Raw genomic sequence first — 21,399 nt, 5'->3', positions numbered from 1 at the left:
GGGCTGGGTGCCGCGGGGCACCTGAAGTGGTTGCAGACACCGGGAACACGGCTGCGGGCTCCGGATGGACCATGGTAACGCGCGCGTGTCCCCGCCCATTCCGGCGGGGGCCTCCGTGGGGCGCTGTACCGGCCGGACGGGCGGATTCATGCGGATCGCGCAGCCCCTGGTCACGAATGCGCCACGATTCCTGCGCGAGACACGCTGGAAACACGGGGGACACAAAAAATGCCTAGGGTCCTCGACTATCCGAACGAGAGGCTCATCCGTGGGTTCCATCACTCCGCCGGGGTCAGCGCTGCACCGCCGACTCCGCCGCGGGGCTCCAGGCCGCAACCGCCTGGTCCTCGCCGCCGTGCTCTTCCTCGCCTTCCTCGCCACCTTCGCGGTCGACTGGGCACTGACGCCCACGGCCGACGCGGCGACCAGCAGTCCGTCCTCGTCCAGCGCACCGTCCAGCACCCAGCCCTGCACCGTCAGCCCGACCAACGGCTGCATCCAGGGCACCATCACCGACTCCGAGCGGAAGCCGGCCGAGGGCGTCGCGGTCGACGTCGCCGGTCCCGGCGGCTTCGCCGAGACCGCCACGACGAACACCGACGGCCGCTGGTCGGTCCGGGTCGACGAGGCCGGCAAGTACACGGTGAGCGTCGACCAGGACACGCTGCCGAAGGGGCAGTACCTGACGAACGCCGCCGACGCCGAGCGCACGGTCCAGGCCACGCTGAACGCCAACGTGGGACAGATCTTCCAGCTGTCCGACCAGCAGGGCGCGACGACGTCGACCGACACCTCGAGCGTCACACCGGAACGGGCCTGGCAGCAGCTGGTGTCCGGCCTCCGGCTCGGGCTGCTCATCGCGCTGGCGTCGATCGGCCTCTCGCTCATCTACGGCACCACGGGCCTGTCGAGCTTCTCGCACGGCGAGCAGGTCACCCTCGGCGGGCTGCTGGCCTACGTCTTCGCGAACCAGCTCGGGTGGAACATCTGGCTCACCGGCATCGTCGTCACCCTGCTGTGCGCCGCGACCGGGTACCTGCAGGACGCCGCGATCTGGAAGCCCCTGCGCCGCAAGCGGATCAGCCTGACGCAGCTCATGATCGTGACGATCGGTCTGTCGATCGCCGCCCAGTACGCGTTCCAGTACTTCTTCGGCGCCTCGACGGTCCGCATCCAGCAGGGCAACCCCGAGACCATCCGGTTCGCCGGGGTCACGCTCACCGTGCAGTCCTACGTCGCGATGGGCATCGCGCTCGTGGTGCTCGTCGCGACCGGGCTCTTCCTGGCGAAGACCCGCTTCGGCCGTGCCACCCGCGCCGTCTCGGACAACCCGGCGCTCGCCGCGGCGTCCGGCATCGACGTCGACCGGGTGATCCGCTTCGTGTGGACGCTCGCCGCGGGCCTCGCCGGTCTGTCCGGCGTGATGCTCGGCCTCGTGCTGAACGGCGTGAACTGGCAGACGGGCCTCCAGCTGCTGCTGCTCATGTTCGCCTCGGTCACGCTCGGCGGTCTCGGCACGGCCTACGGCGCACTCGTCGGGTCGATGATCATCGGCATCGTCGTCGAGCTCACGAACCTGGTGCTCCCCGGTGACTTCAAGTACGCCACCGCCCTCGTCATCCTCATCCTCATCCTGCTGTTCCGACCGCAGGGCATCTTCGGCCGCGCCGAGCGGATCGGCTAAGGGAGCACGCGCATGGACTACATCCTCAACCTGCTGTCCTCGCTCACACAGGAGGCACTCGCCCCGACCACGGCGGCGTTCGCACTGGCCGCGATCGGCCTGAACGTGCACTTCGGCCTCACCGGGCTCGTGAACATGGGCCAGGCGGCGTTCCTGCTGCTCGGGGCCTACGGATTCGCGATCTCGATCACGAACGGGCTGCCGTTCGTCATGGCGGTGCTCGTCGCCCTGCTCGTCGCCATCGTGTTCGCGATCATCCTCGGCATCCCGACCCTGCGGTTGCGCGGCGACTACCTGGCGATCGTCACGATCTCCGGCGCCGAGATCATCCGCATGGTGGGCCGCTCGAGCCTGCTCACCACGACCACCGGCGGCTCGAACGGCATCACCGGCTCGAGCTACCGCGACCCGTTCACCGCGCTCAGCCCGCTGCCCGACGGCACCACCACGATCCTGTGGTTCACGTACGCGAACAACGGCGTCAACGGCTGGTGGATCCGCATCGCCGCCTGGGCGATGGTCGCCCTGTTCACCCTGGTGCTCTTCCTGCTCATGCGCAGCCCGTGGGGCCGCGTGGTGAAGGCCATCCGCGAGGACGAGGACGCCGTCCGCTCGCTCGGCAAGAACGTCTACTCGTACAAGATGCAGGCGCTCGTGTTCGGCGGTGCGCTCGGCGCGATCGCGGGCATCATCTACGTCCTGCCGAGTTCCGTGCAACCGGACGCCATGGGCCGCTCGATGACGTTCTTCATCTGGACGGCGCTCATCCTCGGCGGCGCGGCGACGGTGTTCGGACCGGTGCTCGGCGCGGTGCTGTTCTTCGTCGTCCGGCTCTTCATCCGCACCCTCGCCGGCGACTTCATCCCCGACTCGATCATGAACGCGCAGCAGGCCGAGCAGTTCTCGTACGTGCTCGTCGGCGTCGCGCTCATGCTGCTCATCGTGTTCCGTCCACAGGGCCTGCTCGGCAACAAGAAGGAGCTGACGTTCAGTGTCTGAGACCTACGACCACCCCAAGGCCGACCCCATCCTGACCGTCGACGGCGTCACCCGGCACTTCGGCGGCATGACCGCGGTCGACGTCGACCACCTCGAGGTCCAGCGCGGGTCCATCACGGCGCTCATCGGCCCGAACGGCGCCGGCAAGACGACGTTCTTCAACCTGCTCACCGGCTTCGACAAGCCGAGCGCCGGCGCGAAGACGCGGTTCGACGGCGCCACGCTGCAGAAGACGAGCGCGACGCACATCGCGAACAAGGGCATGGTCCGCACCTTCCAGCTGACGAAGGCGCTGTCCCGGCTCACCGTGATGCAGAACATGCTGCTCGGTGCCCGCGACCAGCCCGGTGAGAACTTCTTCGCCGCCCTGGTCAAGCCGGTGTGGGCGAAGCGCGAGCGCGAGATCACCGCGAAGGCCGAGGACCTGCTCGCCCGCTTCAAGCTCGACACGAAGAAGGACGACTACGCCGGCTCGCTGTCCGGCGGGCAGCGCAAGCTGCTCGAGATGGCCCGCGCGCTCATGTCCGACCCGACGATGATCATGCTCGACGAGCCGATGGCCGGCGTGAACCCCGCGCTCACCCAGTCGCTGCTCGGGCACATCCAGTCCCTGCGCGACGACGGCATGACCGTGCTGTTCGTCGAGCACGACATGCACATGGTCCGGCACATCTCGGACTGGGTGGTCGTGATGGCCGAGGGCAAGGTCGTCGCCGAGGGCCCGGCGGACACGGTGATGGACGACCAGGCCGTCATCGACGCGTACCTGGGCGCCCACCACGACACCGACCTGGGCGACGACTCGCTCCTCACCGAGGAGACCTTCGAGGAGCTGGCCGAGGAAGTCAAGGAAGAAGACGAGCAGGAGGCGACCCGATGACGGACGCAACGGACCCCACGAACGCGAGCAGTGCCTCCAGTCCGACCGCCGCCCCGGCGGCCACGCTGGACCGCGAGCCGGTGCTGCGCGCGGAGAACCTCGTCGCCGGCTACCTGCCGGGGGCGAACATCCTGAACGGCTGCGACCTGGAGTGCTACCCGGGCGAGCTCATCGGCATCATCGGGCCGAACGGCGCCGGCAAGTCGACGCTGCTCAAGGCGCTGTTCGGGCTCGTGTCCATCCGCGAGGGCTCGGTGACCCTGCAGGGTGAGGACATCACGAACCTCAAGGCGAACAAGCTCGTCCAGGCCGGTGTCGGCTTCGTGCCGCAGACGAACAACGTCTTCCCCTCGCTCTCCATCGAGGAGAACCTGCAGATGGGGCTGTACCTGCGACCGGGGAAGTTCGCCGAACGGCTCGAGGTGATCTACGACCTGTTCCCGGTCCTCGCGCAGCGGCGGAACCAGCGGGCCGGTTCGCTCTCGGGCGGTGAGCGGCAGTCGGTCGCGATGGCCCGTGCGCTCATGATGGACCCGAAGGTGCTGCTGCTCGACGAGCCGAGCGCCGGACTGTCCCCGGTGCGCCAGGACGAGACGTTCCTGCGGACCCGCCGGATCAACAAGGCCGGTGTGTCGATCATCATGGTGGAGCAGAACGCGCGACGCTGTCTGCAGATCTGCGATCGTGGGTACGTGCTCGACCAGGGGAAGAACGCGTACTCGGGCACCGGGAAGGAGCTCGCCGACGACCCGAAGGTCATCGAGCTCTACCTGGGGACGCTCGCCAAGGACGTCGACGCGGCGCGCTAGCGCGCCCCGTGTCGACTGCGGGTACCGCTGTGGGGGTGGTATCCGTGACGGGTGGGGCCGTGCGTGGTCGCTTCGCGCCGCACGGCCCCGCTCCTCGACGTGTCCCGGGCCCGCGGACGCCCGTGGCCCGCGCGTCCGGTGGCCCGGCGCGTCTGGTCCGTCCGGTGCTCCCGGTACGTCCGGCGCGTCCGGCGCTCCCGGTCGGGAGGCCCGGGTCGGCCCCGCCGGGTCGGTATCGTGCCGCAGGTGCGTACCCCCGGATCCCTCGTGCTCGACGCCCTGGTGTGGCTGGTCTTCGCCGCGCTGTTCGTCGGTGCCGCGCTCCTGGTGAAGGTGGCGGCCGCGCTCCTGGTGGTCCTGGTGGTGCTCGCGCTCCTGCTCGGCCTCGTCCTGCGGATGCTGAGGAAGCGTCGGTCGCAGGGCTGACCCGGCTTCGTCCCGGCGGGTGAAGGCGGTCACCCGCTGCCCCGATCCGCCCGCGGTGCGCCGCCGCCACGCTGGGGACATGACCCTCCTCGGCAGCCACCCGCGAGCCTCCACCGTGCCGGTGCCGGTGCCGGTGCCGCAGTCCCGCGTCGCAGCGCCGGCCGCGCACGCCGGTCCGCTCCGCACGGTCCACACGGCGGCGATCGCCGCGAACGTCCGCCGCGTCACCGCGCGCGGCCACGACCTCGTCGCGGTCGTGAAGGCCGACGGCTACGGGCACGGCAGCGCGACCGTCGCCCGCACGGCCCTCGCCGCCGGCGCCGGGTCGCTCGGCACCGCGACGCTGGCCGAGGCCCTCGCGCTCCGGGCCGCGGGCATCGAGGCCCGGCTGCTGTGCTGGCTGCACATGCCCGGGACGGACTTCGCGGCGGCCGCCCGCGCACGCGTCGAGGTCGCGGTCGGCGACCTCGCCACCCTGACCACCGTCGCCGTAGCCGGCCGCCGTGGCGGACACCCGGTCACCGTGCACCTGCACGTCGACACCGGGATGGCCCGCGAGGGCGCGGAGCCCCACAGGTGGCAGGCGCTCCTCGCCGCCGCCGCGGACGCCGACCGCGCCGGACACGTCCGCGTGACGGCCGTGATGGGACACGTGCCGAACGCCGACCTCGCCTCGACCACCCGGGCCGTCACCCTGCTGCGACTCGCGGGACTCGCCACCGACCACGCCGTCGGAAGGCCCGTCGCCCTGCACCTGGGCGGGACCCCGGCCGCGTTCGTCGGCGCGGACCTCGGCGGGGTCGCCGTCCGCGTCGGTGCGGCGCTCGTCGGCATCGGCCCCGCCACGGCCGGACTCGTCGGCGCGATGACGGTCACCGCGCCCGTCGTCGCCGTGCGGTCCGTCCGGGCCGGGACACCCGTGGGCTACGACGGCACGTGGACGGCCCCGGCGGACGCCGAGCTGGCGGTCCTGCCGCTCGGGTACGCGGACGGCATCCCGCGCGCGGCCTCGGGGTCCGCGCAGGTCCGGCTGCGCGACCGTCTCGTGCCGGTCGTCGGCCGGGTCAACATGGACCAGCTCGTCGTCGACGTGACCGGGTCCTCCGTCGTGCCGGGCGAACTCGCCACCGTCATGGGCGGTCCCGGGCCGACCGCCGTCGACTGGGCACGGTGGGCGGGCACGAACGCGCACGAGATCGTCACCGGGTTCGGCGCGCGCGTGCCACGGACCGTCGACACCACCACCACCGCCAGCACCACCAGGAGCGCATCATGAGCAGCACCGAGTCCGTCCGCGTCGTCGTCATCGGCGGCGGGGCCAACAGCGAGCACGAGGTCGGGCTCGCCAGCGCCGCCGCCGTCGCCGCCGCGCTCGACCCGACCCGGTACGAGGTCCTGGCGCTCACCGTCGACCGGGCCGGCGGCTGGCGGTCGGGGGACGCCCCGTGCTCGTTCCCCGGGGCCGCGGCGGTCGTCGCCGGCGCCGACGTGGTGTTCCCGCTCGTGCACGGCCCCGGCGGCGAGGACGGCTCGCTGGCGGCCCTGGCGGCGCTCGCCGGGGTGCCCGTGGTGGGGTCGCCCGTCGGCGCCGGTGCGATCGCGATGGACAAGTGGGCGACGAAGCTCGTCGCCGAGGCCTCCGGCGTGGCGGTGGCACCGGGCGCCCTGCTCGACCGCGGGGCGCGCGTCGACGTCGAGGCGCTGCGGCGCGCCGTCGGCCCGCTGCCCTGGATCGTCAAGCCCGTCGCCGGCGGGTCGAGCTTCGGCGTGAGCCGCGTGGACGACCCCGATCGGCTCGACGCGGCGCTCGCCGAGGCGTTCGCGCACGACGCCCGGGTCCTGGTGGAGCGCATGGTCGTCGGGCGTGAGGTCGACGTCGCCGTCCTCGAGCGCGCCCCGGGCGAGCTCGTCGTCGGACCGCCCCTCGAGGTCCTCAACGACGCCGACGGGTTCTTCGACGCCGACACGAAGTACGACGGCAGCGCCCGGTTCGTCCTGCCCGCGCCGCTCGACGCCGTCGTCGCCGCACGGCTCGACGTCGTCGCCCGCACGGTGTTCGCCCGACTCGGGTGCGCCGGCATCGCCCGGGTCGACTGCTTCGTGACGCCGGACGGCGAGGTCGTGCTCAACGAGGTGAACACGATGCCGGGGATGACGGCGCAGTCGCAGGTGCCGAAGATGTTCGCAGCGGTCGGCGTGGACCACCCGGAGCTGCTCGCGACGCTCGTCGAGACGGCACGGGCCACCGCTGACGGCCGGGCCGGTCGGGCTCCGCGTCACCCGGGGGACACGACCGCTAGGCTTGCCGGGTGAGCGAAGTCGAGATCGGTGCAGGCAAGCGCGGACGTCGGGCGTACGCGTTCGACGACATCGCGGTGGTCCCCTCGCGACGGACGCGCGATCCGCGCGACGTCAGCGTGCAGTGGTCGATCGACGCGTTCACGTTCGCGTCCCCGATCCTGTCGGCGCCGATGGACTCGGTGTCCTCGCCGGCGACGGTCATCCAGATGGGCAAGCTCGGCATCCTCGGTGTGCTCGACCTCGAGGGCCTGTGGACCCGCTACGAGGACCCGACCCCGTACTACGACGAGATCAGGTCGCTCACCGACGGCAACGTCACGAAGCGCATGCAGGAGATCTACTCCGAGCCGATCAAGGCCGAGCTGATCACCGCCCGCCTGGCCGAGATCCGCGCAGCCGGGGTCCCGGTCGCCGGGTCGCTCAGCCCGCAGCGCACGCAGGAGTTCTCCGCCACGGTGGTCGACGCCGGCGTCGACCTGTTCGTGATCCGGGGCACGACGGTCTCGGCCGAGCACGTGTCCCAGACCGAGGAACCCCTCAACCTCAAGAAGTTCATCTACGAGCTCGACGTCCCCGTCATCGTCGGCGGTGCCTCGACGTACACGTCGGCGCTGCACCTCATGCGCACGGGCGCCGCCGGTGTCCTCGTCGGCTTCGGCGGCGGCGCCGCGTCGACCACCCGCGCCGCGCTCGGCATCCACGCGCCGATGGCCACCGCGGTCGCCGACGTCGCCGGTGCCCGTCGCGACTACCTCGACGAGTCCGGCGGCCGCTACGTGCACGTCATCGCCGACGGCGGGCTCGACACCGCGGGCGACATCGTCAAGGCCATCGCGGTCGGAGCCGACGCCGTCATGCTCGGCACGGCGCTCGCCCGTGCGACCGAGGCACCCGGCGGCGGCTTCCACTGGGGCGCCGAGGCGCACCACCCGGAGCTGCCGCGCGGCCGCCGCGTCGAGGTGGGCACGATCGCCCCGCTCGAGAACGTCCTGAACGGCCCCACGCCGACCTTCGACGGCCGCGCCAACCTCGTCGGTGCGCTCCGCCGGTCGATGGCGACGACCGGGTACTCCGACGTCAAGGAGTTCCAGCGAGTAGAAGTGGTCGTGGCGCCGTACCACCAGCAGTGACGGTGGTACCCGTGCAGTGTCACGGGTGACACCTCGGCGCCGACCGTGACACGGAGGCGACGATGGCGAAGACGACCAGCACCACCCCGACCGAGCCGGCCGGCAGCGCCGCTCCCGGCGTCGGGTTCGACCCGCGGGCGAAGCTCGGCCCCGACGAACGCGCGGCCGCGATCGAGACGTTCAAGACGACCGAGCTCGACGTCCTGGTCGTCGGCGGCGGCATCGTCGGCGCCGGCAGCGCGCTCGACGCCGTCACCCGCGGCCTGAGCGTCGGCATCGTCGAGGCACGCGACTGGGGATCGGGCACGTCGAGCCGCTCCTCGAAGCTCGTGCACGGCGGCATCCGCTACCTCGAGCAGCTCAACTTCGCGCTCGTGCGCGAGGCCCTCATCGAGCGCGGGTTGCTCCTGCAGCGGATCGCCCCGCACCTGGTGAAGCCGGTGCGCTTCCTCTACCCGCTCAACCACCGCGTCTGGGAGCGGTTCTACATCGGCATCGGCATGGCGATGTACGACGTCTTCAGCTGGTCCGGCGGCCGGCCGCCCGGAGTCCCGCACCACCGGCACCTCAGCCGGGGCCAGGTCCTCAAGAACATGCCCGGCCTGAAGAAGGACGCGTTCGTCGGCGGCATGACCTACTACGACGCCCAGGTCGACGACGCCCGGTACGTCGCCTCGCTCGTGCGCACCGCGGCGTCCTACGGGGCGCACGCCGCCAGCCGCATCCGCATCGAGGGGTTCATCAAGGTCGGCGAGCGGGTGGTCGGCGCCCAGGCGCACGACATCCAGACCGGCGAGACGTTCGAGATCCGGGCCAAGCAGGTCGTCAACGCGACGGGCGTCTGGACCGACGACACCCAGGCGATGGTCGGCACGCGCGGCCAGTTCAAGGTGCGGGCGTCGAAGGGCGTGCACCTCGTCATCCCGCGCGACCGCTTCCAGTCGAACACGGGCATGATCCTCCGCACCGAGAAGAGCGTGCTCTTCGTGATCCCGTGGGGCCGGCACTGGCTCGTCGGCACCACCGACACCGACTGGTACCTCGACAAGGCGCACCCGGCGGCGACCGCGGCGGACATCGACTACATCCTCGAGCACGTCAACCGCGTGCTCCGGGTCCCGCTCACCCGCGAGGACGTCGAGGGCGTCTACGCAGGCCTCCGGCCGCTGCTCGCGGGCGAGTCCGACCAGACGTCGAAGCTCAGCCGCGAGCACGTCGTCGCGCACACCGCGCCCGGCCTTGTGGTCGTCGCCGGCGGCAAGTGGACGACGTACCGGGTGATGGGCAAGGACGCCATCGACGAGGCGGTCGCCGCGATGGACGGCAAGATCCCCGCCTCGACGACCGAGGACATCCCGCTGCTCGGTGCCGAGGGCTACCCGGCGGCGTGGAACGGTCGCGGACGCACGGCCCGACGGTTCGGCGTGCACAAGGTCCGGATCGAGCACCTGCTCAACCGCTACGGCACGCTCGCGACCGACGTCCTGCAGCTCGTCGAGCAGGACCCCTCGCTGGCCGACCCGCTCCCCGGCGCCGACGACTACATCGGTGCCGAGGTCGTGTACGCGGCCTCGCACGAGGGAGCCCTGCACCTGGAGGACGTCCTGGCCCGCCGCACCCGCATCTCGATCGAGGCCTGGGACCGCGGCGAGTCCGCCGCGCCGGTCGCGGCGAGGCTCATGGCCGACGTGCTCGGCTGGGACCAGGAGACCACGGAGCACGAGGTCGCGAACTACCTGAAGCGCGTCGCCGCCGAGCGCGAGTCGCAGCTGCAGCCCGACGACGAGAGCGCCGACCGCGTGCGGCTCGAGGCACCGGACATCGCCTTCGGCTTCGACGAGGACGACGTCGTGGTGGGCGGTGGCCGCTCGGACGGCGCCGAGGGTGCGAAGGCGTCCGACGAGCAGGTCGTCGGCGAGAAGACGAGCGAACCCCGGTAGCGACCGGTGTGACGGGCCCGCCACGGGCCTCCCTGCCGGCGCACCGGACGGGAGGCCCGGGGCGCGACCGTCAGGCGGCGTGCGTCCGCAGGGCGGTCCGGCGCACGTGCGCCGCCTGGCCGACCACGAGCACGACCGGGATCCCGACGAGCGCGACGAGGCTCGTCACGTACAGCACGCCCGCCCAGATCGTGTGGTCGCCGCCGCCGACCCCGAAGGCATCGGCCACGTCCATGCCCATGGCGATCGCCGCGACGTACGACGCCGGCGTGCCCATCACGACCACGGCGAGCAGCACGGCGGCGATGACGTGCGCCGGCGCCCGCGTGACGAGCAGCAGCACCGAGAGCACCGCGGCGAGCAGGACGCCGATGAGCGCGACCACGACGACGGCCACCGTGTCGCCCCGCACCGAGAAGCCCTGGCGGGTGAGCTCGGCGTGGATCTGCGCGAGCGACTGCCCGGGCACCGCGGCGAGCGGGTCGAGCACGAGCGCGTTCACCGCCAGCAGTGCGGCGTAGGCCGCGACGACCAGTGTCCCGACGACCCCGACGACGATCCGCGTTCTCCCCATGGACGCCAACAGTAGCGGGCGGAATGGACCGGACGACCCGACGGTTATCATCTTGGTACTCGAAGAGGGAGCCATCATGGTCGACGTCCATCGCGTCAAACTCCCCGGAGTCGGCGTGCTGCACAGCTTCTACACCGACGACGGTGGCAAGTGCGGTGTCATCACGCACCGGTCGGGGCACTCCGACCTCATCTCGTTCGCCGACGTCTCCGACGGCGCCGACAAGTCCGAGAAGGTCTCGCTGCGCCTCAGCGAGGACGAGGCGCACACCCTCGCCGAACTCCTCGGCGGCACCCGGATCACCGAGGGCCTCGACAAGCTCGACGAGATCCCCGGCCTGTCGATCGACTGGTTCTCGGTCGACTACGACGACGCCATCGCGGGCAAGCCCCTCGGCGACCTGCACGACTCCGGCTTCATCGGCCTGACCGTCGTCGCCGTCGTGCGCGGCGACAGCGCGAACCCCGCCCCCTCGCCCGACTTCGTCGTGTTCCCCGGCGACACCATCGTGGTGGCCGGGTCCCCGGAGAAGGTCGCGAAGGCGTTCTCCTTCTACCGCAGCGGAGAGCTTGCGGCCGCCTCGGCCGAGGCCCCGCGGAAGAGCTAGCGCATGCACCTGGGTGGTGAGCTGCTCACCATCGGTGTGCTCTTCGTCATCGCCTACGTCCTGGGGCGGCTCGGCAAGACCATCGGGCTGCCGGCGATCCCGGTCTACATGGTGGTGGGACTCATCGCGAGCCCGCACACCCCGTGGATCGGGCTGAACGTCGAGTCCCACACCATCGAGCTCATCGCGACATTCGGGCTCATCCTGCTGCTGTTCAACCTCGGGTTGGAGTTCGACCAAGAGGAGTTCTACGGCAACGCCGGCAAGCTCCTGGTGTCCGGTGGCACGTACGTCGCCATCAACATGGGCGTCGGGTTCGCCTTCGGGTTCTCGCTCGGCTGGGGCACCCGCGAAGCCCTGATCATCGCGGGCATGACCGCGACGTCGTCGAGCGCGATCGTGACGAAGCTCCTCATCGAGCTGCGACGCCTGGCGAACGACGAGACCCCGATGATCCTCGGCGTCACGGTCATCGAGGACGTCTTCATCGCCATCTACCTGGCGATCGTCTCCGTCGTGCTGTCCGGCGACACGAACGCCTGGGCCGTGGTCGGCAAGCTCGCGCTCGCGTTCGGGTTCCTCATCGTGATGTTCACGCTCGCGCGCTTCGCGGGCAAGTGGGTCTCGAAGATCTTCGCGACGCGCGACGACGAGCTGTTCACGGTCCTGTTCTTCGGGCTCGCCGTGATGTTCGGCGGCATCGGCGACCTGCTCGGCGTGACCGACGCCATCGGCGCCTTCGTCATCGGCCTGCTCTGCGGTGCCACCCGGTACCGCGACCGCATCGAGCAGCTCGCCCTGCCGATGCGCGACGTGTTCGCCGCGTTCTTCTTCGTGAACTTCGGCCTCGGCCTCGACCTGTCGACCTTCGGCGAGGTGCTCTGGCCGGTCCTCGGCGCCATCGGGATGACGGTCGTCCTGAACGCCGTCGCCGGCCAGCTGGTCGCGCGGATGAACGGCTTCGACGTGCAGCAGGGCATCAACACCGCGGTCATCCTGGTGAACCGCGGCGAGTTCGCGCTCATCCTCGCGACGCTGTCGGCGGCCGCCGGACTCGAGTCCCGGATCACCGCGTTCGCCGGCCTCTACGTCCTCGTCATGGCGATCCTCGGGCCGCTGCTCGCGGTGAACTCGGACCGGATCGGCCGGCTCGTCGTGCGACCGGCGCGCGTCGCGCGGCTCCGTACAAGGCTGCGCGACCGCCTCGGCCGCCGCACGAGCCCCGCGCTCGACGACGCCGTCGACGCCGCAGCGGTCGCCGGGGTCGCCGACCAGGACGCCGCCGCGGCCGCCCGCCGGGCCGAACGCGACCGCCAGTTCGCCGAGGAGTTCGCCCTCGTGGAGGCCGCTGGCAGGGACGAGCGCGAGAATGAGACGCCCGATGCGACGTCCGACCCCGTGACGTCGCCGGTCGAGATCCCCGCCGAGCGCCCCGAACGCCCGGTCCGCCAGCGCGATCCGGAGTACTGATACAGATGTGGGCCGTTGCCCGACGACCGAAGTGGATCGCGCTGCTGCTGCTGGCGCTCGTGCTGGCGGCGGTCTTCGCCGGACTCGGCAAGTGGCAGCTCGAACGGAGCATCGCCAACGGCAAGCCCCTGCCGGCGACCACCGAGACGCGCAAGACCCTCGACGCCGTCACCACCCCGGAGAAGCCGGTCAGCGAGACCCTCGCCGGGCAGAAGGTGACGGTCTCCGGCACGTTCGTCGCCGGGGACACGACCGTCCTGACGGGCCGCACCGGGGGTGGGACGTACCAGACCGTCGGACACCTGGTGGACTCGGACGGTGGGGCGAGCCTCCCGGTCGTCATCGGGTGGTCCGACCGACGGGCGGACGCCGTCGCCGGCGGTGACCGTCTGGCGGACGGGCAGACGCTGACGATCCAGGGCCGGTACTACCCGGCCGAGTCGCCCGACCAGGACACCTACAAGCGCGCCGAGTACTCGGCGGTCGCCCCGGCACGGTTCGTGAACACCTGGCAGGCCTTCGACGACCGGATGTACCTCGGGTACGTCGTCGCCGACGGCGCGACCGCGCAGGCCGCCGACCTCGGCACCATCGCGGACCGCGCCCCGTCGCGCGAGGTCCAGTTCGACTGGCTCAACCTGTTCTACGCGATCGAGTGGGTGGTCTTCGCCGGCTTCGCGGTGTTCCTCTGGTACCGGTTCGTGAAGGACGCGTGGGAGCGCGAGCAGGAGGACGAGCGCGACGAGGCCCTGGCCGCCGAAGCCGCCGCGCTCCGACGGTAGGATCGACGACATGGCACTGACCGTCCGGACCCGCGACGTCCCGAAGATCCCGGGTGCGGTGAAGTGGTACCGCGTCTCCGCCTACATCACCGGTGTGCTGCTCCTGGCCCTCGTGATCGAGGTCGTCATCAAGTACACGCCGCTGCAGCTCGAGATGCAGCTCGGCAAGGGGCCGTTCTTCGTGCCCAACGGCACCGCCGGCGAAGCACCCGGCACGTTCAACCTGTCGATCGCGATCCTCATCGCGCACGGCTGGCTGTACGTCCTCTACCTCTTCACCGACTTCCGTCTGTGGAGCATCATGCGCTGGAGGCCGTCGCGCTTCCTGCTCATCGCCCTCGGGGGCATCATCCCGTTCATGTCCTTCGTGGTCGAACACCGCATGCAGCAGAAGGCCATGGACACCTACCACGACCTGATCGCTGCCCAGCAGCGTGAGAAGGAGGCCGCTCGGTGAGCGAGACCGAACAGCGTCCCGTCCTCGTCGTCGACTTCGGGGCCCAGTACGCGCAGCTCATCGCGCGTCGGGTCCGTGAAGCGAACGTCTACAGCGAGATCGTCCCGCACTCGATGACCGCGGAGGAGATCCGCGCGAAGGACCCGGCGGCCATCGTGCTGTCCGGTGGCCCGTCGTCCGTGTACGAGGACGGCGCCCCGTCCCTCGACGGCGAGATCCTCGAGCTCGGCGTCCCCGTGCTCGGCATCTGCTACGGCTTCCAGGCGATGGCGACCGCCCTCGGCGGCGAGGTCGCGAACACCGGCCTGCGCGAGTACGGCGCCACCGACGTCGACGTCACCGGCACGGACAGCGTCCTGCTCGGCGACCAGCCGGCGTCGCAGGTCACCTGGATGTCGCACGGCGACTCCGTGGCCAAGGCGCCGGAGGGCTTCGAGGTCCTGGCGTCGAGCGCCTCGACGCCCGTCGCGGCCTTCGCGTCCGACGAGCGCAAGCTCTACGGCGTGCAGTGGCACCCCGAGGTGAAGCACTCCGCGCACGGCCAGGCCGTCCTCGAGAACTTCCTGCACCGTGCCGCCGGGCTGCCCGGCGACTGGAACTCGAGCAACGTCATCGAGGAGCAGGTCGCGCGCATCCGCGAGCAGGTCGGTTCCGCACGGGTGATCGCCGGGCTCTCCGGCGGTGTCGACTCCGCCGTCGCCGCGGCCCTGGTGCACAAGGCCGTCGGTGACCAGTTGACCTGCGTCTTCGTCGACCACGGGCTCCTCCGCGCCGACGAGCGCAAGCAGGTGGAGGAGGACTACGTCGCCTCCACCGGTGTCCGGCTCGTCACAGTGGACGCCGAGGAGCAGTTCCTCGACGCCCTCGCCGGCGTGAGCGACCCGGAGCAGAAGCGCAAGATCATCGGGCGTGAGTTCATCCGCACCTTCGAGGGTGCCGCCGAGGCGCTCGTGCTCGAGGCGAAGGCCTCGGACACCGACGCCGAGGTCAAGTTCCTCGTGCAGGGCACGCTCTACCCCGACGTCGTCGAGTCCGGCGGCGGAGCGGGCACCGCGAACATCAAGTCGCACCACAACGTGGGCGGCCTGCCCGAGGACATGACGTTCGAGCTCGTCGAGCCGCTGCGCACCCTGTTCAAGGACGAGGTCCGTGCCGTCGGCCGCGAGCTCGGCCTGCCCGAGGTCATCGTCGGCCGTCAGCCGTTCCCCGGCCCGGGCCTCGGCATCCGCATCGTCGGCGAGGTCACGAAGGACCGCCTCGAACTGCTCCGCGCGGCCGACAAGATCGCCCGCGAGGAACTCACCGCGGCCGGCCTCGACGAGGAGATCTGGCAGTGCCCGGTCGTGCTGCTCGCCGACGTCCGATCCGTGGGCGTGCAGGGCGACGGCCGGACCTACGGGCACCCGATCGTGCTCCGTCCGGTCTCGTCCGAGGACGCCATGACCGCCGACTGGACGCGTCTGCCGTACGACACCCTGGCGAAGATCTCGAACCGGATCACGAACGAGGTCCCCGACGTCAACCGCGTCGTGCTCGACGTCACGTCGAAGCCGCCGGGGACGATCGAGTGGGAGTAGTCCTCCCCTGACCGTCCGGAGGCCCGGCACGCCCTGCGTGCCGGGCCTCCGTGCGTCCGGGGTCCGGCCGGCCGGCGGGCGCCGGGCGGGCGCCGAGGTCGCACGAACTGCCGCCTGCCGGGTCGTCGAGCGGCGGTTCGTGCGACCTCGACGACGCACGTGCGGCACGTCGCGCGACCTCGGCGGCCCCCCGACCTCGGCCGACCCCACGGGAACGACGGAGGGCCCCGGCGTGTGCCGGGGCCCTCCGTGTGGTGCGGGGTGGATCAGTTGCGCGAGCTGCTCGCCACGATCGCGAGGATGCGCAGGATCTCGAGGTACAGCCAGACGAGCGTCACGATGAGGCCGAACGCCGCCGTCCAGGCGTAGACGCGCGGCGCGCCGCGCTCGACGCCGGTCTTGATCTGGTCGAAGTCGAGGATGAGCGAGTACGCCGCCATGACGACGACGAAGATGCCGATGAGCACACCGAGGGGGATGCCGAACAGGGTCACGCCGAGCAGGCCGAACGCGCTCTGCGTCACACCGGTGATCATCAGGACGACGTTGACCAGCGAGAACGCCATGTAGCCGACGATCGCGATGAGGAAGAAGCGCGTGGCCTTCGGCGTCGCGCGGACCTTGCCGGATCGGAACAGCAGCAGCGTCACGAAGAACACACCGAGCGTGCCGAACACGGCCTGCGGCACGATGCCGTCGAACGCGGTGTCGTAGTACCCGGAGATCCCGCCGACGAACAGCCCCTCGAAGAACGCGTACGCCAGGACGAGGCCCGCCGACGGCTTCTTCTTGAAGGTGTTGACGAGCGCGAGCACGAAGCCCACGATCGCGCCGACGATCCACACCGCGGGCGGCAGGTTCCAGCCGGCGACCGCACCGACGATGAGCACGCCGAAGGCGAGCAGCGTCTTGACGATGGTGTCCTCGTACGACATGCGGTCCGTGTCGACCGTGGAGGCCGCCGGGCGGTCGTACATGTACTGCAGCTGGTCGGGGGTCATCCCGCCCTTCGCCTGCTGCGGGGTCTGTCCCCAGCCGGCCTGCTGCTGACCGGCCGCGCCGCCCCAGGCGTTGCGTCCCTGGTCGTTGAAGGCGGGGGACTGGTCGAAACCGGGCTTGAAGGCCATGGTGTCCTCTTCCTTGGAGATTCGAGTCCTCTCAGCCTAAGTGCGCTCGACCGCGGAAGGCTGAGGATTCGCGGCGAGCGGACGCGGGCCGGTGAGGCCCTGACGCGAGCAGCCTATGGGGATGCGCTGCACGCGTGCCGCGAACTGCTCGGGAGTCCGCTGCGGGGTGGAGTCAGCGGGGTGGAGCCAGGTGACGAGGGCGATCGAGATCGTCATGAGCAGGAACCACGCGACGATCTTCGTCGGCGCCACGGGCTGCCATGCCGCCGCCTGCGCCGGGTAGGTCCAGGCGCCTGCCCAGGTCGCGACGTCCTCGGCGGCCCAGACGAACAGGGCGACGAGACCCATCGCCAGGAGCACGGGCATCCGCAGCGTCGCCCGGTGCACCCGCACGTGCATGGTCGTGCGGGCGAAGAGCAGCAGCACGAGCACGAGCAGGACGTACCGGGCGTCGGCCACGAAGTGGTGGCCGAAGAAGTTCAGGTAGACGGCCCCCGCGACGACCGCGAGCGCCCACTGCCGGGGGTACCGGTCGAAGCGCAGGTCGAACAGGCGGTGCACGCGCACCAGGTACGACCCGACCGCGCCGTACATGAAGCCGGAGAACAGCGGTACCCCGGCGACGACGAGCAGGCCGCCGGAGCCGTACGACCACGACCCCATGTGGGTCTTGAAGACCTCCATGACGGTGCCGACGACGTGGAAGAGCAGCACCACGCGGAGCTCCCGCACGGTCTCGAGCCCGAACACGAGCATGCCGACCTGCAGCAGCACGGCGGCGACGGTCAGCACGTCGTTCCGCACCGCCGCCGGCACGGTGAGGTGCACGACGGCCATCGTCGCGAGCAGGAGGGCACCGAAGGTGCACGCCCAGGCCTGCTTCGCGCCGAACACCAGGAACTCGGTGACGAACCGGCGGGCGGGTCGGCGCGGCTGGTGCCCGGCGTCGAGCAGGCGGCGGGCGGCGCGGTCGATCCGTGCCTCGACGGCGGTGGACAGCGATCGGACGGTCATGCGGCGATGCTCGGTCGGCGGGCTGGGAACGGCGGCCCCCGGCGGCTCGCGTGTGTCCCGTGACCCACGCCGTCCCCACGGTCACCCGCGGCCAGTAGGGTCGCGCCATGACCCTCGTCATCGCCCACCGCGGCGCGTCCGGCTACCGCCCCGAGCACTCGCGGAGCGCCTACGAGCTCGCGATCGAGCTCGGCGCCGACGCGATCGAGCCGGACCTCGTGCCGACGAAGGACGGCGTGCTCGTGCTCCGCCACGAGAACGAGGTGTCCGGCACCACCGACGTCGCCGACCGCCCGGAGTTCCGGCACCTGCGCACGACGAAGACGGTCGACGGGCAGACGCTGACGGGCTGGTTCACCGAGGACTTCACGTGGGCGGAGCTGCAGACGCTCCGCACCCGGGAGCGCCTGCCCGCGCTGCGGCCCGGGTCGGCCGAGCACGACGGCGAGGAACCGGTCCTGCGCCTCGAGGACCTGCTCGCGATCCTCGACGCCGCGCCCCGTCCCGTCGGCCTCGTCGCCGAGGTCAAGCACGCGGCCTTCTTCGACCGCGCGGGCTTCCCGATGGGCGAGCTCGTCGACCGCGCGCTCGGCGACGCCGGGTGGCGCCGCGACGAGCGGCTCACGGTCGAGAGCTTCGAGAAGGGCGTGCTCCGCGACCTGCGCGAGCGGCGCACGGGCGGTCGGCTGGTGTACCTGCAGGAGGCCCGTGGCAGCGCCCCCGACGAGGTCGCGTCCCACGGGTCGCTGGCTCCCACCTACGCCGCGGAGCGTTCCGAGGACGCGCTCGCGTCCTCCGCGACGGAGTTCCACGGCATCAGCGTCGACCTCGGCACGCTCATGGCCGGGGTGGACAGCGTCGCGCTCGAGGACCCGACGCCGGTGCGGAGCGCGATCGTCGACCGCGCCCACGCCGCCGGGCTCGCGGTCTACACGTGGACCCTCCGACCGGAGAACCGGTTCCTGCCGGGTCCGCTGCGTCGGGGCGGCGAGGTCGCGGCCTTCGGTGACTGGGAGCGCTGGTACACCTCGGTGGTCCGGACCGGGGTCGACGGTGTCTTCGCCGACCACACCGACCTGGCCGTCCTGGCACGGTCTGCTGTCGGGGGTCGCGCCTAGACTGTCCCGGACATGACGATCGTGCTCGACCCCTTCGAATCGACGCCCGAGCCGGGCGCCGGTGCCCGTGCGTACGAGGACCCGTTCACCGCGGGTCTGAACCCCCAGCAGAAGGAAGCCGTCGAGTACCGCGGCGAGTCCCTGCTGATCGTGGCCGGAGCCGGTTCCGGCAAGACGAGCGTGCTCACGCGGCGCATCGCGCTGCTGCTCGCCAACCGCGAGGCCTGGCCGTCGCAGATCCTGGCGATCACGTTCACGAACAAGGCCGCCGCCGAGATGCGCGAGCGCGTCCGTGCGCTGGTCGGCGGCGAGGCCGAGGGGATGTGGATCTCGACGTTCCACTCGGCCTGCGTGCGGATCCTCCGCCGCGAGGCCGAGCGCTTCGGGTTCCCGCAGTCGTTCACGATCTACGACTCCGCCGACTCGCGGGCCCTGCTCAAGCGGATCATCAAGGAGCTCGAGGCCGACTCGCTCGGGCTGACCGTCGGCGCCGCGGCGTCGAAGATCTCGAAGCTCAAGAACGAGCTGCAGGACATCGACACGTACGCGCGCAACATCAACGCGAACGACCCGCAAGAGGTCATGTTCACCGAGGTGTTCCGGCGCTACACGAACGAGCTCCGTCGGGCGAACGCGTTCGACTTCGACGACCTCATCGGCCAGACGGTGTTCCTGTTCCGCGCCTTCCCGGACGTCGCCGCCCTGTACCAGCGCCGCTTCCGGTTCATCCTGGTCGACGAGTACCAGGACACGAACCACGCGCAGTACGCCCTGATCCGCGAACTCACGCGGCCGGTGCCGGTCGAGCAGGTCGACAAGCTCGAGGACGCCGGCCAGCACGTCGCCCGCATGCGCGAGACCGACGGCTCGATCGCCCCCGCCTCCTTGACGGTGGTCGGCGACTCGGACCAGTCGATCTACGCGTTCCGTGGGGCCGACATCCGGAACATCGTCGAGTTCGAGCGGGACTTCCCGAACTCGAAGACGATCCTGCTCGAGCAGAACTACCGCTCGACGCAGAACATCCTCGACGCCGCGAACGCCGTCATCGCGAACAACTTCGACCGGCAGGCGAAGAGCCTGTTCACCGACGTCGGCGCGGGCGAGAAGATCGTCGGCTTCACCGGGTACACCGGGCACGACGAGGCCCAGTTCGTCGCCGACGAGATCCAGCGCCTGCGCGAGGACGGCATGGACTACCGCGACATGGCGGTGTTCTACCGGACGAACTCGCAGACCCGTGCGCTCGAGGAGATCTTCATCCGTGCGGCGATCCCGTACCGGGTGCTCGGCGGCACGAAGTTCTACGAGCGCGCCGAGATCAAGGACGCCATGGCGTACCTGATCACGGTCGCGAACCCCGCCGACCCGATGGCGTTGCGGCGCATCCTCAACGTGCCGAAGCGGGGCATCGGTGCCGTCACCGAGACGACCCTGCAGCGCTACGCCGACGAGCACGAGACGACGATGCGCGACGCGCTGCGGCACGCCGGCGAACTCGGCTTCGGCCCGAAGGTGCGGAACGCCATCACGGAGTTCGCGGGGCTGCTCGACACCGTCTCCGAGAAGGCGCCGACGCAGCCGGTCGTCGACACGCTGACGCAGCTCCTCGACGGCTCCGGCCTGCTCGAGAACCTGCGGAAGTCGCCCGACGCGCAGGACGCCGCCCGCGCCGACAACATCGACGAACTCGTCGCCGTCACGCGCGAGTTCCAGAAGAACAACCCCGAGGGCACCCTCTCCGACTTCCTGACCGAGGTCTCGCTCGTCGCCGCGGCGGACGAGCTCGACGACTCGTCGGGGACGGTCTCGCTGATGACCCTGCACACGGCGAAGGGCCTGGAGTACGACGCGGTGTTCCTGACCGGTGTCGAGGAAGACCTGCTGCCGCACCGGATGTCCGCCGCCGAGCCGGGCGGCCCGTCCGAGGAACGCCGGCTGTTCTACGTCGGGATCACGCGCGCGAAGAAGGTCCTGTTCCTGTCCCTCGCGATGACCCGCGCGCAGTTCGGCGACGTCAACGTGGCCATGCCGTCGCGCTTCCTGCAGGAGATCCCCGAGGGGCTCATCGAGTGGAAGCAGTCGCCGGGCATGGCGAACAGCCGTGGCGGCACGCAGCCCCGGGCGCTGAACGCCAAGCGTGACGGCGGCTCGGGCGGCGGCGGTGGTGGCTACCGCGGCGGTGGCGGTTGGGGCGGCGGCTCGTACGACCGTGCCGCCGCGGCGTCGAAGACCCGTCCGAAGACCGAGTGGGCGAACCGGGTCTCCGGTCAGGTCCGGGACAACGGCGACATGGAGTTGGCAGCCGGTGACCGCATCTCGCACGTCGACTTCGGCGAGGGGACCGTCTCGGCGGTGACCGGCCAGGGCGCCAAGCGGATCGCCGAGATCGCCTTCGATTCCGCCGGCCGCAAGAAGCTGCTCATCAAGATCGCTCCGATCGAGAAGCTCTAGCCCGAGGTCGCCGACGGACGACTGAACGTCCGTTCACCCGCTGCTCGCCC

General features: G+C 71.0%; 19 protein-coding genes. 16 read left to right on the top strand and 3 right to left on the bottom strand.

Annotated features, from left to right (window positions below; genetic code table 11):
• Window positions 1-355: 355 nt before the first annotated feature.
• The 9 genes from DEI99_RS15530 to DEI99_RS15490 all read left to right on the top strand — a co-directional run bounded on the left by DEI99_RS15530 (window position 356) and on the right by DEI99_RS15490 (window position 10,169).
• Window positions 356-1,684: a branched-chain amino acid ABC transporter permease gene (locus tag DEI99_RS15530; protein WP_071260084.1), complete on the top strand. Its 1,329-nt coding sequence runs from the start codon at window positions 356-358 to the stop codon at window positions 1,682-1,684.
• Between the two features lie 12 nt (window positions 1,685-1,696).
• Window positions 1,697-2,683, top strand: coding sequence for a branched-chain amino acid ABC transporter permease (locus tag DEI99_RS15525; RefSeq protein ID WP_111040993.1), 987 nt, complete (start codon window positions 1,697-1,699; stop codon window positions 2,681-2,683).
• Window positions 2,676-3,563 (top strand): ABC transporter ATP-binding protein, encoded by an 888-nt coding sequence (locus DEI99_RS15520; RefSeq protein ID WP_111040992.1) that lies wholly within the window; start codon window positions 2,676-2,678, stop codon window positions 3,561-3,563. Before DEI99_RS15525 ends, DEI99_RS15520 begins: the two co-directional genes overlap by 8 nt.
• The gene (locus DEI99_RS15515; protein ID WP_258369252.1) at window positions 3,560-4,372 is read left to right on the top strand and encodes an ABC transporter ATP-binding protein; all 813 of its coding nucleotides are present in this window, start codon (window positions 3,560-3,562) and stop codon (window positions 4,370-4,372) included. The genes DEI99_RS15520 and DEI99_RS15515 overlap by 4 nt, the downstream gene beginning before the upstream one ends.
• 246 nt (window positions 4,373-4,618) lie before the next feature.
• Window positions 4,619-4,798, top strand: a complete 180-nt coding sequence (locus DEI99_RS15510; protein WP_146247063.1) for a hypothetical protein — start codon at window positions 4,619-4,621, stop codon at window positions 4,796-4,798.
• 79 nt (window positions 4,799-4,877) lie between these two features.
• Window positions 4,878-6,074 (top strand): alanine racemase, encoded by a 1,197-nt coding sequence (alr, locus tag DEI99_RS15505; protein ID WP_111040991.1) that lies wholly within the window; start codon window positions 4,878-4,880, stop codon window positions 6,072-6,074.
• Window positions 6,071-7,111, top strand: a complete 1,041-nt coding sequence (locus DEI99_RS15500; RefSeq protein WP_111040990.1) for a D-alanine--D-alanine ligase family protein — start codon at window positions 6,071-6,073, stop codon at window positions 7,109-7,111. Before alr ends, DEI99_RS15500 begins: the two co-directional genes overlap by 4 nt.
• Complete coding sequence (locus DEI99_RS15495) at window positions 7,108-8,229, top strand: GuaB3 family IMP dehydrogenase-related protein (RefSeq protein WP_071260101.1); 1,122 nt, start codon at window positions 7,108-7,110, stop codon at window positions 8,227-8,229. The genes DEI99_RS15500 and DEI99_RS15495 overlap by 4 nt, the downstream gene beginning before the upstream one ends.
• A 62-nt stretch (window positions 8,230-8,291) precedes the next feature.
• On the top strand, window positions 8,292-10,169 hold the full coding sequence (locus DEI99_RS15490; RefSeq protein ID WP_111040989.1) for a glycerol-3-phosphate dehydrogenase/oxidase: 1,878 nt from the start codon (window positions 8,292-8,294) through the stop codon (window positions 10,167-10,169).
• 70 nt (window positions 10,170-10,239) lie between these two features.
• Here the strand turns inward: DEI99_RS15490 and DEI99_RS15485 are convergent, their stop codons facing one another.
• Window positions 10,240-10,743: a hypothetical protein gene (locus DEI99_RS15485; protein WP_111040988.1), complete on the bottom strand. Its 504-nt coding sequence runs from the start codon at window positions 10,741-10,743 to the stop codon at window positions 10,240-10,242.
• Window positions 10,744-10,819: 76 nt separating this feature from the next.
• Between DEI99_RS15485 and DEI99_RS15480 the strand changes: the two genes are divergently transcribed.
• From DEI99_RS15480 to guaA, 5 genes are read left to right on the top strand one after another with little or no spacing between them, the layout of a single operon-like run.
• A complete protein-coding gene (locus DEI99_RS15480; RefSeq protein ID WP_071260110.1) occupies window positions 10,820-11,350 on the top strand; it encodes a cation:proton antiporter regulatory subunit in 531 nt (176 codons plus the stop codon).
• A gap of 3 nt (window positions 11,351-11,353) precedes the next feature.
• Complete coding sequence (locus DEI99_RS15475; protein WP_111040987.1) at window positions 11,354-12,820, top strand: cation:proton antiporter; 1,467 nt, start codon at window positions 11,354-11,356, stop codon at window positions 12,818-12,820.
• A 5-nt stretch (window positions 12,821-12,825) separates the two neighbouring features.
• Window positions 12,826-13,602, top strand: coding sequence for an SURF1 family cytochrome oxidase biogenesis protein (locus tag DEI99_RS15470; protein ID WP_111040986.1), 777 nt, complete (start codon window positions 12,826-12,828; stop codon window positions 13,600-13,602).
• A 10-nt stretch (window positions 13,603-13,612) separates the two neighbouring features.
• Window positions 13,613-14,059, top strand: coding sequence for a DUF3817 domain-containing protein (locus DEI99_RS15465; RefSeq protein ID WP_111040985.1), 447 nt, complete (start codon window positions 13,613-13,615; stop codon window positions 14,057-14,059).
• The gene (gene guaA, locus DEI99_RS15460; protein WP_111040984.1) at window positions 14,056-15,636 is read left to right on the top strand and encodes a glutamine-hydrolyzing GMP synthase; all 1,581 of its coding nucleotides are present in this window, start codon (window positions 14,056-14,058) and stop codon (window positions 15,634-15,636) included. Before DEI99_RS15465 ends, guaA begins: the two co-directional genes overlap by 4 nt.
• A gap of 266 nt (window positions 15,637-15,902) precedes the next feature.
• Here the strand turns inward: guaA and DEI99_RS15455 are convergent, their stop codons facing one another.
• Window positions 15,903-16,763: a Bax inhibitor-1/YccA family protein gene (locus DEI99_RS15455; RefSeq protein WP_111040983.1), complete on the bottom strand. Its 861-nt coding sequence runs from the start codon at window positions 16,761-16,763 to the stop codon at window positions 15,903-15,905.
• A gap of 36 nt (window positions 16,764-16,799) precedes the next feature.
• Complete coding sequence (locus tag DEI99_RS15450) at window positions 16,800-17,777, bottom strand: DUF817 domain-containing protein (protein WP_111040982.1); 978 nt, start codon at window positions 17,775-17,777, stop codon at window positions 16,800-16,802.
• Between the two features lie 107 nt (window positions 17,778-17,884).
• On the opposite strand from DEI99_RS15450, the gene DEI99_RS15445 reads away from it, so the two are divergent.
• The gene (locus DEI99_RS15445) at window positions 17,885-18,895 is read left to right on the top strand and encodes a glycerophosphodiester phosphodiesterase family protein (protein ID WP_111040981.1); all 1,011 of its coding nucleotides are present in this window, start codon (window positions 17,885-17,887) and stop codon (window positions 18,893-18,895) included.
• Window positions 18,896-18,907: 12 nt separating this feature from the next.
• The gene (locus tag DEI99_RS15440; RefSeq protein WP_111040980.1) at window positions 18,908-21,349 is read left to right on the top strand and encodes an ATP-dependent helicase; all 2,442 of its coding nucleotides are present in this window, start codon (window positions 18,908-18,910) and stop codon (window positions 21,347-21,349) included.
• Window positions 21,350-21,399: the final 50 nt, after the last annotated feature.

Origin of the sequence: Curtobacterium sp. MCLR17_036 (genome assembly GCF_003234445.2) — a bacterium.
Taxonomy (GTDB): domain Bacteria; phylum Actinomycetota; class Actinomycetes; order Actinomycetales; family Microbacteriaceae; genus Curtobacterium.
This window is presented reverse-complemented; position numbering and strand designations above follow the sequence as displayed.

Excerpts from the sequence above, each read along its gene's own strand:
- DEI99_RS15480 (WP_071260110.1), top strand. The coding sequence starts at position 10,820 with ATGGTCGACGTCCATCGCGTCAAACTCCCCGGAGTCGGCGTGCTGCAC.
- DEI99_RS15515 (WP_258369252.1), top strand. The coding sequence starts at position 3,560 with ATGACGGACGCAACGGACCCCACGAACGCGAGCAGTGCCTCCAGTCCG.
- DEI99_RS15440 (WP_111040980.1), top strand. The coding sequence starts at position 18,908 with ATGACGATCGTGCTCGACCCCTTCGAATCGACGCCCGAGCCGGGCGCC.
- DEI99_RS15450 (WP_111040982.1), bottom strand. The coding sequence starts at position 17,777 with ATGACCGTCCGATCGCTGTCCACCGCCGTCGAGGCACGGATCGACCGC.
- DEI99_RS15500 (WP_111040990.1), top strand. The coding sequence starts at position 6,071 with ATGAGCAGCACCGAGTCCGTCCGCGTCGTCGTCATCGGCGGCGGGGCC.
- alr (WP_111040991.1), top strand. The coding sequence starts at position 4,878 with ATGACCCTCCTCGGCAGCCACCCGCGAGCCTCCACCGTGCCGGTGCCG.
- DEI99_RS15485 (WP_111040988.1), bottom strand. The coding sequence starts at position 10,743 with ATGGGGAGAACGCGGATCGTCGTCGGGGTCGTCGGGACACTGGTCGTC.
- DEI99_RS15455 (WP_111040983.1), bottom strand. The coding sequence starts at position 16,763 with ATGGCCTTCAAGCCCGGTTTCGACCAGTCCCCCGCCTTCAACGACCAG.
- DEI99_RS15525 (WP_111040993.1), top strand. The coding sequence starts at position 1,697 with ATGGACTACATCCTCAACCTGCTGTCCTCGCTCACACAGGAGGCACTC.
- DEI99_RS15475 (WP_111040987.1), top strand. The coding sequence starts at position 11,354 with ATGCACCTGGGTGGTGAGCTGCTCACCATCGGTGTGCTCTTCGTCATC.
- DEI99_RS15490 (WP_111040989.1), top strand. The coding sequence starts at position 8,292 with ATGGCGAAGACGACCAGCACCACCCCGACCGAGCCGGCCGGCAGCGCC.
- DEI99_RS15470 (WP_111040986.1), top strand. The coding sequence starts at position 12,826 with ATGTGGGCCGTTGCCCGACGACCGAAGTGGATCGCGCTGCTGCTGCTG.
- DEI99_RS15465 (WP_111040985.1), top strand. The coding sequence starts at position 13,613 with ATGGCACTGACCGTCCGGACCCGCGACGTCCCGAAGATCCCGGGTGCG.
- DEI99_RS15445 (WP_111040981.1), top strand. The coding sequence starts at position 17,885 with ATGACCCTCGTCATCGCCCACCGCGGCGCGTCCGGCTACCGCCCCGAG.